14 protein-coding genes and 1 pseudogene are annotated in these 15,992 nt (G+C 72.4%); 9 read left to right on the top strand and 6 right to left on the bottom strand.

Annotation, left to right across the window (positions count from 1 at the left end):
* Positions 1–34: 34 nt before the first annotated feature.
* The gene (locus ACSYGN_RS22200) at positions 35–1,678 is read left to right on the top strand and encodes a DNA repair helicase XPB (protein ID WP_460398255.1); all 1,644 of its coding nucleotides are present in this window, start codon (positions 35–37) and stop codon (positions 1,676–1,678) included.
* A gap of 99 nt (positions 1,679–1,777) precedes the next feature.
* Here the strand turns inward: ACSYGN_RS22200 and ACSYGN_RS22195 are convergent, their stop codons facing one another.
* Positions 1,778–1,957 carry a hypothetical protein gene (locus tag ACSYGN_RS22195; RefSeq protein WP_460398253.1) on the bottom strand — a complete coding sequence of 60 codons (180 nt, stop codon included), beginning with the start codon at positions 1,955–1,957 and terminating at the stop codon, positions 1,778–1,780.
* A gap of 471 nt (positions 1,958–2,428) precedes the next feature.
* Between ACSYGN_RS22195 and ACSYGN_RS22190 the strand changes: the two genes are divergently transcribed.
* Both ACSYGN_RS22190 and ACSYGN_RS22185 read left to right on the top strand, forming a co-directional pair.
* Positions 2,429–4,396, top strand: a complete 1,968-nt coding sequence (locus ACSYGN_RS22190; protein ID WP_460403648.1) for a HelD family protein — start codon at positions 2,429–2,431, stop codon at positions 4,394–4,396.
* Between the two features lie 7 nt (positions 4,397–4,403).
* A complete protein-coding gene (locus tag ACSYGN_RS22185; protein ID WP_460398251.1) occupies positions 4,404–5,516 on the top strand; it encodes a hypothetical protein in 1,113 nt (370 codons plus the stop codon).
* 174 nt (positions 5,517–5,690) lie between these two features.
* On the opposite strand, the gene ACSYGN_RS22180 is transcribed toward ACSYGN_RS22185, so the two are convergent.
* Both ACSYGN_RS22180 and ACSYGN_RS22175 read right to left on the bottom strand, forming a co-directional pair.
* Positions 5,691–6,446: a copper homeostasis protein CutC gene (locus ACSYGN_RS22180; RefSeq protein WP_460398249.1), complete on the bottom strand. Its 756-nt coding sequence runs from the start codon at positions 6,444–6,446 to the stop codon at positions 5,691–5,693.
* A 141-nt stretch (positions 6,447–6,587) separates the two neighbouring features.
* Entirely contained in the window at positions 6,588–7,265 is a 678-nt protein-coding gene (locus tag ACSYGN_RS22175; RefSeq protein WP_460398247.1) for a maleylpyruvate isomerase family mycothiol-dependent enzyme, read from the bottom strand.
* Between the two features lie 42 nt (positions 7,266–7,307).
* Here ACSYGN_RS22175 and ACSYGN_RS22170 point away from each other — a divergent pair, with 42 nt between their 5' ends.
* Together ACSYGN_RS22170 and ACSYGN_RS22165 are read left to right on the top strand one after the other, a co-directional pair.
* Complete coding sequence (locus tag ACSYGN_RS22170; protein WP_460398245.1) at positions 7,308–8,009, top strand: HD domain-containing protein; 702 nt, start codon at positions 7,308–7,310, stop codon at positions 8,007–8,009.
* A 10-nt stretch (positions 8,010–8,019) separates the two neighbouring features.
* A complete protein-coding gene (locus tag ACSYGN_RS22165) occupies positions 8,020–9,093 on the top strand; it encodes a GNAT family N-acetyltransferase (protein WP_460398243.1) in 1,074 nt (357 codons plus the stop codon).
* 86 nt (positions 9,094–9,179) lie between these two features.
* Here ACSYGN_RS22165 and ACSYGN_RS22160 read toward each other — a convergent pair whose 3' ends face one another.
* Entirely contained in the window at positions 9,180–9,440 is a 261-nt protein-coding gene (locus ACSYGN_RS22160) for a DUF4031 domain-containing protein (protein ID WP_460398240.1), read from the bottom strand.
* 55 nt (positions 9,441–9,495) lie between these two features.
* Positions 9,496–9,876 (bottom strand): hypothetical protein, encoded by a 381-nt coding sequence (locus ACSYGN_RS22155; protein ID WP_460398238.1) that lies wholly within the window; start codon positions 9,874–9,876, stop codon positions 9,496–9,498.
* 54 nt (positions 9,877–9,930) lie between these two features.
* Between ACSYGN_RS22155 and ACSYGN_RS22150 the strand changes: the two genes are divergently transcribed.
* The 3 genes from ACSYGN_RS22150 (at position 9,931) to ACSYGN_RS22140 (ending at position 13,458) form a co-directional block, all read left to right on the top strand.
* The gene (locus ACSYGN_RS22150; protein ID WP_460398235.1) at positions 9,931–10,842 is read left to right on the top strand and encodes a MurR/RpiR family transcriptional regulator; all 912 of its coding nucleotides are present in this window, start codon (positions 9,931–9,933) and stop codon (positions 10,840–10,842) included.
* 122 nt (positions 10,843–10,964) lie between these two features.
* Positions 10,965–11,900 (top strand): N-acetylmuramic acid 6-phosphate etherase, encoded by a 936-nt coding sequence (murQ, locus tag ACSYGN_RS22145; protein WP_460398233.1) that lies wholly within the window; start codon positions 10,965–10,967, stop codon positions 11,898–11,900.
* Between the two features lie 16 nt (positions 11,901–11,916).
* A complete protein-coding gene (locus ACSYGN_RS22140) occupies positions 11,917–13,458 on the top strand; it encodes a PTS transporter subunit EIIC (protein WP_460398231.1) in 1,542 nt (513 codons plus the stop codon).
* Here ACSYGN_RS22140 and ACSYGN_RS22135 read toward each other — a convergent pair.
* Positions 13,418–14,954: pseudogene (locus ACSYGN_RS22135) on the bottom strand (subtype B tannase). The gene ACSYGN_RS22140 and the pseudogene ACSYGN_RS22135 sit on opposite strands and share 41 nt — an antisense overlap.
* Positions 14,955–15,326: 372 nt before the next feature.
* On the opposite strand from ACSYGN_RS22135, the gene ACSYGN_RS22130 reads away from it, so the two are divergent.
* Positions 15,327–15,917 (top strand): hypothetical protein, encoded by a 591-nt coding sequence (locus tag ACSYGN_RS22130; protein WP_460398229.1) that lies wholly within the window; start codon positions 15,327–15,329, stop codon positions 15,915–15,917.
* Positions 15,918–15,992: the final 75 nt, after the last annotated feature.

Genomic DNA, 15,992 nt, shown 5'->3' with positions numbered 1-15,992 from the left:
GCCGAGTCCGGCCGGAAGGAAAGGGTGCCCGCGCGTGAATGGTCCGCTGATCGTCCAGTCAGACAAGACCCTGCTCCTGGAGGTGGACCACGAGCAGGCCGACGACTGCCGTCGGATGATCGCGCCGTTCGCCGAGCTGGAGCGGGCCCCGGAGCACATCCACACCTACCGGGTGACCCCGCTCGGCCTGTGGAACGCGCGCGCCGCCGGGCACGACGCCGAGCAGGTGGTGGACGCGCTGGTGCGGTACAGCCGCTACCCCGTGCCGCACGCGCTGCTCGTCGACATCGCCGAGACCATGGACCGCTACGGGCGGCTGACGCTCAGCAAGCACCCCACGCACGGTCTCGTGCTGACGTCCACCGACCGGCCGGTGCTGGAGGAGGTGCTGCGCTCGAAGCGGATCGCCCCGCTGGTGGGGGCGCGCATCGACCCGGACACGGTCACCGTGCACCCCTCGGAGCGCGGGCAGATCAAGCAGACGCTGCTGAAGCTGGGCTGGCCGGCCGAGGACCTCGCCGGGTACGTGGACGGCGAGGCGCACCCGATCGAGCTGCGCGAGGACGGCTGGGCGCTGCGGGCGTACCAGAAGCAGGCCGTGGAGAACTTCTGGCACGGCGGCAGCGGTGTCGTCGTGCTGCCGTGCGGCGCGGGCAAGACGCTGGTCGGCGCCGGGTCGATGGCGCAGGCCAAGTCCACGACGCTGATCCTGGTCACCAACACGGTCTCGGCGCGGCAGTGGAAGCACGAGCTGGTGAAGCGGACGTCGCTGACCGCGGACGAGATCGGCGAGTACAGCGGTACGCGCAAGGAGATCCGGCCGGTCACCATCGCGACGTACCAGGTGCTGACGACGAAGCGAAAGGGGATCTACCCCCACCTGGAGCTGTTCGACTCCCGGGACTGGGGTCTGATCGTCTACGACGAGGTGCATCTGCTGCCCGCGCCGGTCTTCAAGTTCACCGCCGACCTCCAGGCACGGCGCCGGCTCGGCCTCACCGCGACCCTGGTCCGGGAGGACGGCCGTGAGTCCGACGTGTTCTCCCTCATCGGGCCGAAGCGGTTCGACGCACCGTGGAAGGAGATCGAGGCGCAGGGCTACATCGCGCCCGCCGACTGCGTGGAGGTCCGGGTCAATCTCACCGACTCCGAACGGCTGGCGTACGCGACGGCGGAGACGGAGGAGAAGTACCGCTACTGCGCCACGACCGAGACCAAGCGCCGGGTGACCGAGGCGATCGTGCGGCGGTTCGCGGGGCAGCAGATCCTGGTCATCGGGCAGTACATCGACCAGCTCGACGAGCTCGGCGAACACTTGAACGCCCCGGTGATCAAGGGCGAGACGACCAACGCCCAGCGCGAGAAGCTCTTCGACGCCTTCCGGGAGGGCGAGATCAGCGTGCTGGTGGTGTCGAAGGTCGCCAACTTCTCCATCGACCTGCCGGAGGCGACGGTCGCCGTGCAGGTGTCGGGCACCTTCGGGTCACGGCAGGAGGAGGCTCAGCGGCTCGGGCGGGTGCTGCGGCCGAAGGCGGACGGGCATCAGGCGCACTTCTACTCCGTGGTGGCCCGCGACACGATCGACCAGGACTTCGCGGCCCACCGCCAGCGCTTCCTGGCGGAACAGGGCTACGCGTACCGCATCGTCGACGCGGACGAGCTCCTCACGGACGGCTGAGCCCTGACGTAGGGCTGAGCGGGTCCGGCACGGGCGGTCAGAGGTCCGACGCGGGTCCGGCGGGGTCGGTCGCGGGTCCGGCGCGGGCGGTCACAGAGGTCACTTGCGCCGTACGCCGGCTTCCTCGCCGTACTCACCGAGGACGACGACTCTGAAGGCGGCCTCCGCATAGACGCGCACGGCGTGCAGGACATCGCCGAGGCGGTGGATGTGGCCCCCCTGGACGGGCGTGGCGCCGGTGGCACGGGCCGGGGCTGGGTGAATGGTGGCTGCGCTCATGTCTCCATGGTGCGTTTCGCGGCATACGAACGGCATCGGTCTACGGGCCGAACCCGGGCGGCCCCCAGGTACCTCTTCCGGGTGAGGGGGTCCTTCCGGGGTGGGGGGCGCCGTCCCCTAGGGGGCGGAGGGCACCACGGCCGCCAACCGCGGACGCCACGCGAAAAAACCGTTGGCCCCCGCCCACCACCCCGACCTAGAATCTCCGCTCTTGCCCGCCTCCCCCTCGGAGCGCCGCCGCCCGGACGGAAACCGGTCGGTTGTCCGGAGCACACCGACGCCCACCGCGTCCGTGCCCGTCCCGCGCGGTCGTCCTGCCGCGCGCCCGCCGCAGGTCCTGGTCCTTCCGGAGGCATTCCCTTGTCCGCGCCCGCCCCGATCCCCTCCTCCCTGCCCTTGCCCTTGCCCGCCGACGGTCCGCTCGACCGTGAGCGCGCCCATCTCGCGTCCTCCCGTGCCGCGCTGCGTGCCATGCGCGAGGACGTGGAGTCGCTCGACATCAGCGACGTCACCGCGAACTGGGTCAACGCCGCCGTCCTCTCCCGTCAGATCGACGACCGCATCAAGGCACTGGCCGACCTCAGCGACACCCCGCTGTTCTTCGGCCGCCTCGACTATCTGCACGCCCCTGGCGCGGAGCGGGCCGAGGGTGCGGAGGGTGAGCGGTTCTACATCGGGCGGCGGCATGTGCACGACGGGGACGGCGACCCGATGGTGATCGACTGGCGGGCGCCGGTCTCGCAGCCGTTCTACCGGGCGTCGAAGAAGGACCCGCAGGACATCGCGCTGCGCCGCCGCTTCGGCTACGCGGGCGGCGACCTCACCGCGTACGAGGACGAGCATCTGTCCGACCCGGCGGAGTCGGCGAAGGCCAGCAAGCTGCTCCAGCAGGAGATCGAGCGGCCGCGTGTCGGCCCGATGCGGGACATTGTGGCGACCATCCAGCCGGAGCAGGACGAGATCGTGCGCAGCGGGCTCGGCGGCACGGTGTGCGTGCAGGGCGGGCCCGGCACCGGGAAGACGGCGGTGGGGCTGCACCGGGTGGCCTATCTGCTGTACGCCCACCGCGAGCGGCTGGCCCGCACCGGCACGCTCGTCATCGGGCCGAACCGGTCCTTCCTGCACTACATCGAGCAGGTGCTGCCCGCGCTGGGCGAGCTGTCGGTGCGGCAGGCGACGGTGGACGATCTCGTGGCGCACGTCGAGATCCGCGGCACTGACAAGTCCGCCGCCGCGGTGGTGAAGGGCGACGCGCGGATGGCGGAGGTGCTGCGGCGGGCGGTCGCCTCGCATGTGACGCCGCCGGCCGAGCCGATCGTGGTGGTGCGGGGTTCGCGGCGGTGGCGGGTGCCGGTGTACGAGCTGGAGGACATCGTGCGCGAGCTGCTGGACCGGGGCATCCGCTACGGCGCCGCACGCGAGGCCCTGCCGCAGCGGATCGCACACGCAGTGCTGGTGCAGATGGAACGGTCGGGAGAGGCGCCCGACGACCGGGTGCAGGACGCGGTGGCCCGCAACGCCGCCGTGAAGGCCGCCGTCAAGCAGATCTGGCCGCCCGTCGACCCCGCCAAGCTGGTGCTGCGGCTGCTGACCGACGCGGACTTCCTCGCGGCGCACGCCGAGGGGATCCTCACCGACGAGGAGCAGCGGACCGTCCTGTGGGCGAAGCCGGTGCGCTCGGTGAAGTCGGCCAGGTGGTCGGCGGCGGACGCGGTGCTGGTCGACGAGACGCGGGACCTCGTGGAGCGCACGCACTCCCTCGGCCACGTCGTCCTCGACGAGGCGCAGGACCTCTCGCCCATGCAGTACCGGGCCGTGGGCCGCCGCTGCACCACCGGCTCCGCGACCGTCCTGGGCGACCTGGCCCAGGGCACCACCCCGTGGGCGACCCGTAGCTGGGCGGAGGCGCTCGGGCACCTGGGCAAGACGGACGGTGTGGTGGAGGAACTGACGTCCGGCTTCCGTGTCCCGACCGACGTCATCACCTACGCCTCCCGCCTGCTCCCGCACATCGCCCCCGGTCTGACCCCGGTGGCCTCCATCCGCGACAACCCGGGCTTCTTCGACGTACGCCCGGCCGGGAGCACCACCGACGTGATCGCCGCCTGCGGGGAACTGCTGGCCAACGAGGGCTCCACGGCCCTGATCGCTGCGGACCCCCGCATCCCGGCCCTCGCCGAGGCCCTCACGCAGGCGGGCGTCCCGTACCTCTCCCCGGGCGAGGAGACCACCCACGACACCCGCCTCACCCTGGTCCCGGCATCTCTGGCCAAGGGCCTTGAGTACGACTACGTGGTCCTCGACGAACCCGCGGCGATCGTGTCGGCCGAACCGGACGAACGCACCGGTCTGCGCCGCCTGTACGTCTCCCTGACCAGGGCGGTCTCGGGCCTGATCGTGACCCACGCGACGCCGTTGCCGGAGCAACTGGCCGAGTAGCCATCGTGTGCGGGGCGGGATCACCCGGGCCGCCCGGCTGCCCTTCTCGACGGACACGGCGGATCACGCGCGCGGGTTGCCGTTGCAGCTGCGTGCGGACGGAAGGCTGGTGGTGCCCGGCGGCGCGGTGCTGGGGCTGGCGCAGGACGACGTCGTAGACCTCACCTTGCCGGGCGAGGCCCAGGCCGAGGCCCGGCACGTCGAGGTCACCGCGCTGCACGGTGCGGACGCCGAGCTCGGAGTGCCGGTGGCCTCGCTGGAAGGGCGGGTGCCGGGATATCGGGTCGTACCGGTTCGCACCCGCGTCCGGCGGTACGTCGCCTTCGACGGAGACGGACCGCTGGCCGCTGCGCTACGGCCGTGTCTCGCCTCGTCGGCCGGGGTGGCGGAGGCCGGTCCCGCCGACGAGGTCTTCGCCACGGTCCGCTCCTGTGACTCCGGGGTGGTGGTCACGGACCGGGCGGGCCTCGCCTTCCGCGCACCGGTGGCCGACGATCCCGCTCATCGCGAGGGCGTGCTCGCCCTGCTGGAGGAGCTCGCCCGGGGCGAGCGCCTGCGCGCTTTCCCGGACGGCGCCGACGATGCGCGTCTGGGGGCCGAAGTCACCGCCTTCTTCGAGCGCCTACCCCCGGGCCGACGGTCACAGCCGCTGTTCTCCGGCGGCCGGCTGGGCGAAGGCGATCACTACCATGTCCGGGTCGTCAATCACTCGCAGAGGCAGCTCTTCCTCTGGCTGCTCGACGTCGGGCTGAGCGGACGCACCGCGCTGGTGACCGACTTCGAGCCCAGCGGTTGCCTGCTCAACGCCGCGGGATCGGCGGGTGCCGTATGGAATTCCGGGTGGATCGACATCTACTGGCCGGGCGACGTACCGCGCGAAGGGCCTCGCCCGGAGACCCTGATCGTCCTCGTCGCGGATCGGGAAGCGGACCTGTTGCCCCTGGCCACCTTCGATACGACATCGCCGCTGTGGCGGGAGTCCATGCCCCTGCTCCTGAGGTCCGTGGCCGCAGAGATCCTCGGCGGGGTGCGCATCTGCGGGTCGGTACAGGCCAGGGGGTTCCGCTACAAGGTGCTCCGGTGCGCGGCCGAGGTCGTACCACGGCGAGCCGGCCGTTGAGAGCCACTCCCGCTCGGTGAGCCTGGGGGCGTCCCCGGCCCGCCCGCGCCAGGCCGGTGGCGTCGTCGGGCCGACGAGTCCACCGGCGCCGATGCGGCGGGCGGGGCCGTTGTCCGCGGCAGACCGCGCCCTACGGCCCCGCCGCGCCGCCTGGCCCGGCGCGCCCTTCACCGGTTACGCCCGGGCCCCTGCCCCCGACGGCTCCGCGTGCGGTGTCGCCGTGAGCCCCCCGTCGTCGGTGGCGTCGTCCAAGACCTTCCGCCACTCGGCGACCAGCGCCGCCGACACCGGGGTCGTCCAGCCGCCCGGGCGGGCCGCGCCGCCGATGTGGAACGCGTCGATGCCGGCGTCCAGCAGGACCGGAAGGTGATCGAGGCGGAGGCCGCCGCCAACCAGGATCTGCTGGGCGTAGCCCGGTTCGCCGGACTTCGCCGCCTCCGCGAGGAGGGTGGGCAGGCCGGCATCGACGCCGCTGGCCGCGCCCGCCGTGAGGTAGGTGTCCAGCCCCGGCAGCCCGGCCAGCGCCGTGCGCAGCGCGTCGCGGTCGGCGGCGCGGTCGATGGCGCGGTGGAAGGTCCACCGGCAGCCGTCCAGCTCCGCCACGACCCGCTCCACGGCCGGCAGGTCCGGCCCGCCGTCCGTGTCGAGGAAGCCCAGGACGAACTCGTCGGCCCCGGCCGCCCGCAGCTCCCGCGCGACGCCGGTCAGCAGCCCGATGTCGCCCGCGGCGAACCCGTCCGCGAGCCGCAGCATCACGCGCAGGTCGATGTCGACGGCGGCGCGGATCGCGGCGTACGTCTCCGCCGACGGGGTGAGCCCGTCGGCGGCCATGTCGGTGACGAGTTCGAGGCGGTCCGCGCCTCCGGCCTGGGCGGCGACCGCGTCCTCGACGTCGAGGGCGATCACCTCCAGGACTGCACGCTTGTTCATGGGACCCCATTCATCGGGCGGCTACTGGTCTACACATGTCTGGTAGAGGTCTAGTCCAATTTAGAGTAGCCTGCCCGCGCAAGAGGGCCCGCGTGTGAGGTCCGCCCGCCGCCGCACCTCACCCGAAACGTCGCCCGAACATCACCCGAAGAGGTTCAGCTCCCCCTCCTCCGCCCCGGCCAGCTCGTACGCCGCGCCGCCCGGCGACCGCCCCGCGCACAGCCGTACGAGCGTCACCGCGTCCCCGAGGAACCGCGCCGGGGTCCGCTCCCCGCTCACCTCGCCGAGCCGCAGCGGCTCGTCCACGTCGTAGAGGTCGGCGTGCAGCGGCACGCCCCGCTTGTCGCGGCTCACCCGGGTGAGCAGCACCAGCGCGTCGGGGAGCCCGGCTCCCGCGTACGCGCCGGGCGCCCCGAACGCCTCCCGTACGTCACCCGAGTGCACCCACTCCCCGAGGGCGAGTCCGTCGAGCGGTCCACCCGCCCGCGCGATCACCGGGCCCGCCTCGGTCATCCCGCGCTCCAGCTCGTCCACGATCCGGGTGTGCGGCCAGCCGGACCGCTCGGCGATGTCCCGGTCGTTGGACTCGGGCGAGAACACGCCCTCCTCCAGCCGCCGCTCCACCACCCGGGTCAGCGCGGCCGAGCAGTGCGCCAGCACGTCCCGCACCGTCCAGCCCGGGCACGCGGCGACCGGCAGCGCGAAGTCGGCGTCCGGGCGGGCCCGCAGCAGCGGCACCAGCGCATCCCGCTCGGTCGTCAGCAGCCGCCCGGGGACGTCCGGGTCACGTGGTTCCTCGGCATTCGCATTCGTCGTCATGCGTTCCACGCTAGGCGGCGAAGGACGCGTGAGAATGGAGCTATGGCCGAACTCGACGACCTCCGTGTCCGCTGGTCCCGTGCTCTCGAAGGGGCCCGTGGGGCCAGTAGGGCCAGTGAGGCCCGTGAGGTCCGTGGTGGTACGGGCGGCGGGCCCGATCCCGGGGCGTACGCCGACAACCTGCTCGCGCGCTGGCAGGAGCCGCAGCGGCACTATCACACGCTCGCCCATCTCACCGCGGTCCTCGACCACATCGACACCCTCGCCCCGCACGCCGCCGACCCGGACGTCGTACGGCTCGCCGCCTGGTTCCACGACGCGGTGTACCGGCCCGACCGCTCCGAGAACGAGGAACGCTCCGCGCACCTCGCCGAGCGTGCCCTCCCCGAGGCCGGGGTCCCGGCGGCGAAGACGGCCGAGGTGGCCCGGCTGGTCCGGCTCACCGTCAGCCACGACCCGGCCGACGACGACCCCGACGGCCAGGTGCTCTGCGACGCCGACCTGGCGATCCTCGCCGCCCCGCCCTCCGCCTACGCCGCCTACACGGCCGCCGTCCGCCAGGAGTACGCCTTCGTCCCCGACGACGCCTTCCGTGCCGGGCGTTCCGCGATCCTGCGCCAACTCCTCGCCCTGCCCCGTCTGTTCAGAACGCCTCACGGGCAGTCGGAGTGGGAGGCCACCGCCCGCTTCAATCTGCGGTCCGAACTGGAAATGCTGTCGCTTCCGGAGCATGCGCCGTCCTAGTCTGCGGATCATGCGTGCACTGGGCGGGGATCAGGTGGAAGAGGCCGTCGCGGGATGCCTTGCACTGCTGCGGAGGGCTGTCAGGCGGGAGGGCTGGGCGGAGGTCCGGGCCGGGCGGCTGACGTGGAGCTGCCGGGAGACGGCCGTACACATCGCGCGCGATCTCATCACCTACGCGGCGCGGCTGGCGGGCCGTGTGCAGGAGCGGCACGCGCCCTTCGAGATCTCCCTCGACGACGGCGCCGCCGACCGCGGTGTCCTGGAGGTCGTCTCCACCACCGGCGCCCTCCTCACCGCCGCCGTCCGCACCACTCCCCGCAACGTACGCGCCTACCACTCCTATCCCTTCCGCAGTGCCGACCGGACCGGCTTCGCCGCGATGGGCGTCGCCGAGGTGCTGCTGCACACCCACGACATCGCCGAGGGCCTCGGCCTGCCCTACGAGCCTCCCGCCGAACTCGCCGAGTCCGTACTGGCGTTGCTCTTCCCGCACATCAAGCCCGGCCCCGCGCCCTGGCCGACGCTGCTGTGGGCCACCGGGCGGGGCGAACTGCCCGGCCGGGCACCGGTCACCGAGTGGCGCTGGAACAACAACCTGGTCCTGCCCGCCGAACGCCTCGCCCTGGAGGGCATACGGCCCGCCGCCGCACGGAACTTGGCACTGGGCGGCGACGGCGGCTTCGACTGGCTCACCGGCGGCCCGTACCACGGCACGCGCGAAGCCGCCCGGATGCTGGTGAAGGCATACGAAGCAGGCGTCCACCGGCCCGAGTTCGGCGCCTTCGTCCTCGTACGGCACGAGGACGACCGCGCCATCGGCAGCATGGGCTTCCACTCCGCCCCGGACGACGCGGGCCGGGTGGAGATCGGCTACGACCTCGTCGAGGGCGCCCGCGGCAACGGTTACGCCACGGAGGCGCTGCGCGCCCTGGCCCGCTGGGCACTGGAACGGGACGATGTGCACGCCCTGTTCGCGACCGTCGAGCGCGGCAACACCCCCTCCCAGGCGGTCGTCTCACGCGCCGGGTTCCGGAAAGTCAGCGAGGACGAGCAGCTGTTCGCCTATGAACTGCGGGACGAGTAGGGAGCGTTATCCGACTGGGTTGTCCGGCTGGGTTGTCCGGCTGGGATATACGGCCGGGTTATCCGACTGGGCTATCGAGCCGGTCATCACGCACGGTGCTTGGGGCGGCGCAGCCCGGCCGCGTACAGCAGCCGTACCACCTCGCGGCTGCGCACCTCCACCGCACCGGCGGCCACCGCGTCGGCGTAGTGGTGCGCCGGGATGTCGTAGTGGTCCCGCTCGAAGGCGCGCCGGGGCACGCCCAACGCCTCGGCGAAGGCGTGCAGTTCGTCGTACGAGACATCGCTGACCAGATGCGACCAGTAGCGGCCGTGGCCCGGCCAGCTCGGCGGATCGATGTAGATCACGTCGCCCCCGCCGCCCGCGCCGCCCCCGTACCGTCCCGGCACCGACCGTGCGCCCTCACGCCGCGCCGCCGCCCACGGCACCGCCCAGCGTGCCCAGCGCGGCGACCTTCACCCCCGCCTGATGGCACACCCAGTGCGGATCGGGCCCGAGTTCCGGCTCGACCTCCAGGGCATGCGGGTCCCCGGAACCGCAGACCGGGCACAACGGCCAGCGGCCGTACCGCTCCAGCAGGTCGTCCTGCACATCCTGCGCGACCAGCCCGGCCACATATTCCACGCCGTCCGGCCACTGCTCGATCCACCAGCGCCGCTGCGCCACCGAGTCCTCGACCAGGGACACCACGTCCGCCTGCCCGACCCTGCCCGCGACGAGATCGGCGAGCACCAGGGCACGCGCGGTGTGCAGTGCCTGCTCCAGGCGGCTGACGGGATCCATGGTCCTATTGTGCGCGGTCTTGACCAGGACCCGCGCCGAAAATATCTTCCAAAGATGACCCAGGATGTGAAGGAAATTTTCGCCGCGCCGCCCGCACCCGCCGCGCTCGCCGCGAAGGTGCGCACCCTGGCCCCCTCCATGACCCGCTCCATGCAGCGTGTCGCCGAGGCCGTGGCGGGCGACCCGGCGGGCTGCGCCGCCCTCACGGTCACCGGTCTCGCCGCGCGCACCGGCACCAGCGAGGCCACCGTCGTCCGCACCGCCCGGCTGCTCGGCTACCCCGGCTACCGCGATCTGCGCCTGGCCCTCGCCGGACTCGCCGCCCACCAGCAGTCCGGGCGCGCCCCCGCCCTCACGACCGACATCGCGGTGGACGACCCCATCGCCGATGTCGTCGCCAAGCTCGCCTACGACGAGCAGCAGACCCTCGCCGACACCGCCGCCGGACTCGACACCGCACAACTCGGCGCCGCCGTCACCGCGTTGGCGACCGCCCGCCGCACCGACGTGTACGGCGTCGGGGCGAGCGGGCTGGTGGCCCAGGACCTCACGCAGAAGCTGCTGCGGATAGGGCTGATAGCGCAGGCGTTCAGCGATCCGCATCTCGCCGTCACGAACGCCGTGCAACTGCGCTCGGGCGACGTGGCGATCGCGATCACGCACTCCGGTTCGACCGGCGATGTCATCGAGCCGCTGCGGGTGGCCTTCGAGCACGGGGCCACCACCGTGGCGGTCACCGGGCGGCCCGACGGGGCGGTGGCGCAGTACGCGGATCATGTGCTGACGACGTCGACGGCCCGGGAGAGCGAGCTGCGGCCCGCGGCGATGTCCTCTCGGACGAGTCAGCTGCTTGTCGTGGACTGTTTGTTCATCGGGGTTGCCCAGCGGACGTATGACCGTGCCGGTCCTGCGTTGGCGGCGTCTTATGAGGCGTTGGCGCATCGGCATCGGCATGGTTCTCGATAGGCCGTAGGGCCACCTGTTGTCTTCAGCCTGCGGGTTCGTCGTGGTTTCTCGCGCAGTTCCCCGCGCCCCTGGGCAAGTTGAACAAACCCGAATTCGAAAGTCACCGGAAAGAGCCACCCCCCATGACCTTCACGTCCCACCCCCGACATCTCCGTGCCGAGTTGGAGTCGCTGACCACCGAGGCTTTTCGGCCGGAGCTTGCCGATATCGATACGTTGCCCACGCTGGAGATCGCCCGGCTGATGAACGGCGAGGATGCCGGGGTGCCGGGGGCGGTCGCGGCGCGGTTGCCCGAGATCGCCGCCGCCGTCGACGCGGTCGCGGAGCGCATGGCGCGCGGCGGGCGGCTGGTCTACGCCGGTGCCGGGACCGCCGGACGGCTCGGCGTGCTGGACGCCTCGGAGTGCCCGCCCACCTTCAACACCGGCCCCGAGCAGGTCGTAGGCCTGATCGCAGGTGGCCCGGACGCCATGGTCACCTCGGTCGAGGGCGCCGAGGACTCCCCGGAGCTGGCCCGGCAGGACCTGGACGCGCTGAAGCTGACGGCCGACGACACGGTGGTCGGCGTCTCCGCCTCCGGTCGCACACCGTATGTGCTCGGCGCCGTGGACCACGCCCGCAAGCTCGGCGCCCTGACGGTCGGCCTGGCCTGCAACACGGACAGCGCGCTCGCGGCCGCCGCCGAGCACGGCATCGAAGTCGTGGTGGGCCCGGAGCTGCTGACCGGCTCCACGCGCCTCAAGGCGGGGACGGCGCAGAAGCTGGTCCTGAACATGCTGTCGACGATCACGATGATCCGGCTCGGCAAGACGTACGGGAACCTGATGGTCGACGTGCGCGCCTCCAACGACAAACTGCGGGCCCGCTCCCGCCGTATCGTCGCCCTTGCGACGGGCGCGCCGGACGACGAGATCGAGGCGGCGCTCACCGCCACGGACGGCGAGGCGAAGAACGCGGTGCTGTGCCTCCTGGCGGGCGTGGACGGCCCGACGGCCGCCCGCCTTCTGGAGGAGTCCGGCGGTCATCTGCGTGCCGCGCTGGCGGCGGCGGGCGACTGACCAGCACGCTCGGTGGATGACCGTCGAACCCTCCGTCACCGCCGCCGCCCTGCTGCCGCTGGTCGGCGGCCCCGCGAACGTCGTCTCCGCCGCCCACTGCATGACCCGCCTCCGGCTCGCCCTCGCCGATCCGTCCCGCGTGGACACAGCGGCGGTACGAGCGCTGCCGGCGGTGCTCGGGGTCGTGGAGGGGGGTGACGGAAGCCTCCAGATCGTGCTGGGGCCGGGGGCGGTGACGAAGGTGACGGGGGAGTTCGAGCGGCTGCTCGACAGCGGTCCGGCCGGCGCCGCCGACGCCGCAACCGACACCACCACCGCCCCCTCAGGCACCGCCCACGAACTGGCGGCTCTCGGCGAGAAGTTGCGCGAGAGGCGGCGGCTGCGCAACGCGACGCCCGTCAAGTCCGCGCTGCGCCGCGTGGCGAACGTCTTCGTGCCGCTGATCCCGGCCCTGGTCGGCTGCGGGGTGCTCGCCGGGCTCAACGGACTGCTGCTGAACGCCGGTTGGCTGCCGGGTCTCACCCCCGCCCTCGCCGCCGTCGCCTCGGCGTTCATGGCGCTGATCGCGGTGTTCGTCGGGCTGGGCACGGCGCGGGAGTTCGGCGGCACTCCCGTGCTGGGCGGCGCGGTGGCGGCGGTGGTGGTCTTCCCCGGGGTCACGAAGGTCACCGCGTTCGGCACCCACCTCTCCCCCGGCCAGGGCGGAGTGCTGGGCGCGCTGGCGGCGGCGCTGCTCGCGACGTACGTCGAGAAGTGGTGCCGCGGCCGGGTCCCGGAGGCACTGGACGTCCTGGTCACGCCGACCGTGACGGTCCTGGTCTCCGGACTGGTCACGCTCTACGGCCTGATGTACGCGGCCGGAGCCGTCGCCTCCGCCGTGGGCACCGCGGCGACCTGGCTGCTGTCCACCGCGGGGGTCCTCGCCGGACTGCTGCTCGGCGGTCTCTTCCTCCCCCTGGTCATGCTGGGCCTGCACCAGGCCCTCATCCCCCTCCACACCACCCTCATCGAGCAGCAGGGCTACACGGTGCTGCTGCCCGTCCTGGCGATGGCGGGCGCGGGCCAGGTCGGCGCGGCGGCAGCGGTCTACGTCCGTCTCCGCCACGACACCTCGATCCGTACGACCATCAGATCGGCCCTTCCGGCGGGCCTGCTCGGCGTCGGCGAGCCGCTGATCTACGGCGTCTCCCTGCCGCTGGGCCGCCCCTTCCTCACCGCCTGCGCGGGCGGCGCGGCGGGCGGCGCCTTCCTCGGGGTGTTCGCGATGCTCGGCGACAAGGTCGGCACGACGGCGATCGGGCCGTCGGGCTGGGCCCTGTTCCCCCTGCTCGCGGGGAACAGAGGCCTGGCCCTGACGGCGGCGATCTACGCGGGCGGTCTGCTGACGGCGTACCTGGTCGGCTTCGCGGCGACGTACCCGGTACTGAACCCGTCCGCCACCACCTCCACGGACACCACATCCACGGACACCACCTCCACGGACACCGCCCCCGCGGAGCCCGCGCCGGACGGCCGGACTACGCCCGCCGGTACCCCGACACCTTCGCGATCCACGTGACGAAGTCGCCCGGGTCCTGGTCGGCGCCGTGCCCGGCGTCCCAGTAGTACTTGGTGGACAGGTCGGTCAGCCGGGCGTGCAGATCGGAGACGATCATCGGGGAGCTGTCGGTGTCCTTGGTGCCGACACGCAGCCACCAGTGCCGGGAGCGGCCGTTGTTCACCGTGTCGTTCTTGTCGACGAGGTCGACGAGGTGGTGCATGGGGTTCATCAGGTGCAGCTTGGCGGGGAGGTCCTCGTCGAGGCGTGCGCTCGTGCTGCCGCTCGCGTGGCGCAGGCTGTAGAGGGTGAAGTGGCGGGCGGCGGTGGTGCCGGTGCCGAAGAGGTTGTTCTCACCGGCAGACAGGTCGAAGGCGTCGAAGGCGGGGGTGTCCTTCTTGCGGGCGCCGACGTGGGTGACGAAGTCGTCCCAGGAGAAGCGGGCCCGGCCGCCCTGCCAGTCGAGGAAGGTGTGGGCGGCGAGGTAGGAGGCCCGGTCGGTGCCGGAGAGGGCGGTGAGGTACCTGGTGGCGGAGTCCTCCAGATGGGCGCCGACCAGGTAGTCGTCCAGGTTGCGGACGGTCAGGGCGCCGTAGCCCCGGGCGCGCAGCCGCAGTCCGGCGACGTAGTCGGCGTAGGCGCCGGCGAGGTCCTTGCTGACCGTCTGGTCGACGAGCGAGCCGTTCGCGAGCGGACTGCCGCCCCAGGCCCACTCGTACGCCATGTCGGCGTGCTCCAGGTCGGTGATCGGGCACCAGGCGCCCACGGCGTGGATGGCGTCGCTCGCGTCGGCCGCGCCGATCGCGTCGAGGTAGGGCCGGTAGAGCGGGCTGTCGCCGGACGCGCCGAGCAGGGTGGACAGGGCACCGCCCGCGCTGACGCCGGACGACACGATCCGGTCCACGTCACCGGGGATACGGCCGCGGTTGGCCTTCACATAGCGCACGGCGGCCTTGAGGTCGACGATCGCGGCGGGCGCGGTGCCGTAGGTACACCCCGGAGGAGTCGACGAGACTGCGGCCGCGGGCGCCCGGCTCGACGACGACGTACCCGGCGGCGAGGGCGAGCTGCTGACGGCTGGCGCCACCGCCGGAACCACCGGGACCACCGGAACCACCGGGACCACCGGGACCACCGGGACCACCGGGACCCATGCCGCCGCCGATGCCGGTCGCGTTCGCCGTGGACGACGGCATGTAGCCGCCGACGGAGTTGGCGAGCAGGATCGGCGCCCCGGAGGCGTCGACCGCGCTGCCGTCGATCGTCACGGGGACACTGACGTTCAGCGACTGGTACGTCGCGTCGACCGGGTCGGCGACATAGGTGATCGCCTTCCAGAAGTGGTACGTCACCGAGTGCGCGGTGCCGTCGGTGCCGGTGATGCTGGTGGTCAGCTCGGTGTACGCGGCCGGGTCGAAGACCAGGCCGGACCCGGCGGCCGACGTTCTCGGGGTGGCCGCACGGGCACTGGAGGCAAAACCGACCGCCGGCACCGCGGCGGCCGCGGTGAGTCCCATGACCACTGTCCTGCGCTTCACTGTCCTGCGCTTCACTGTCCTGCGCTTCACGTCGTCTGCTCCTGTCGCGGCTCGGAAAGGACAGGGCCGAGTGCAACAGGGGTTTCTGAAGGCAAGCTGAACGCCCCGGGCGGCCCGGCGCGAAACCGGCCGGGCGGGGCGGGGGGAGGAACCGCAGGTGAGGCCCTAAATCGTCACCATAATTGTCAACAATAAGGCTGACGAAAACGCCGGGAAACTTGGCCATATCGTGACGCTGGAACGGCCCTACGAACGGCGACGAGCGACCGCGGACCCGCGCCGGGCCGCCACCGGGCCCCGCCCCGACCGCCGCCGGACCCGATTGTCAGTGCCGTATGCCACGGTGGAGGCGTGAACCACGCCCAAGCAACCGCCCTGGGCCGCGCCCTCCGCCTCGTCGGGGAGCACGGCGACGCCCTCACCGCCACCACCCCCGACACCAAGCTGCACGAGTTCAGGGACGACCTGCGCCGCGCCCTGGAACTGCTGGACGAGTCCGTCACCCACGCCGTTCCCACCACCCGCTGCGCCGAGCACCCCACCGGCCCGGTGGACAAGGCGGCCCCCGATCTGTGCCTGCTGTGCGAGACCCGGCGCCGCGCCGCCCGCCGCTCAGAGCTGACCGGCGGCGGCTCTCAGGGCATGCGCCCCGGCGGACAGCCCCCGGCCGCCCCGGCGCCGTCGCGCTACGGCGTCCGCGCCCACCGCCCGCAGCCCCAGCAGCGCTGGCTGCCGGAGCTGTGGAACGGCCAGGAGTGGCAACTGTGCGGCACCCCGCGCCGCGACCGGCACGAGGCGGAGCTGTATCTGGCCGCCCAACGACGCGGCCCACGGCCCGCCATGGCGTACCGACTCGTGCACGAGTTCACGGACTACGAGGTACTGCGGGTCTGGGGGACACCCGTACAGGTCGCCGCCATCGAGCCCATGGACAACCTGTGATTTCTGGATGTCCCGAACGGAACCCATGACTTTCACAGTTTGCTGATATTCCATCTCCCGCACGTGGCGTAGGGA

Source organism: Streptomyces sp. YIM S03343 (assembly GCF_054729195.1).
Note: the sequence above shows the minus strand (reverse complement) of the source record. Positions and strands in the feature narration are given on the sequence as shown.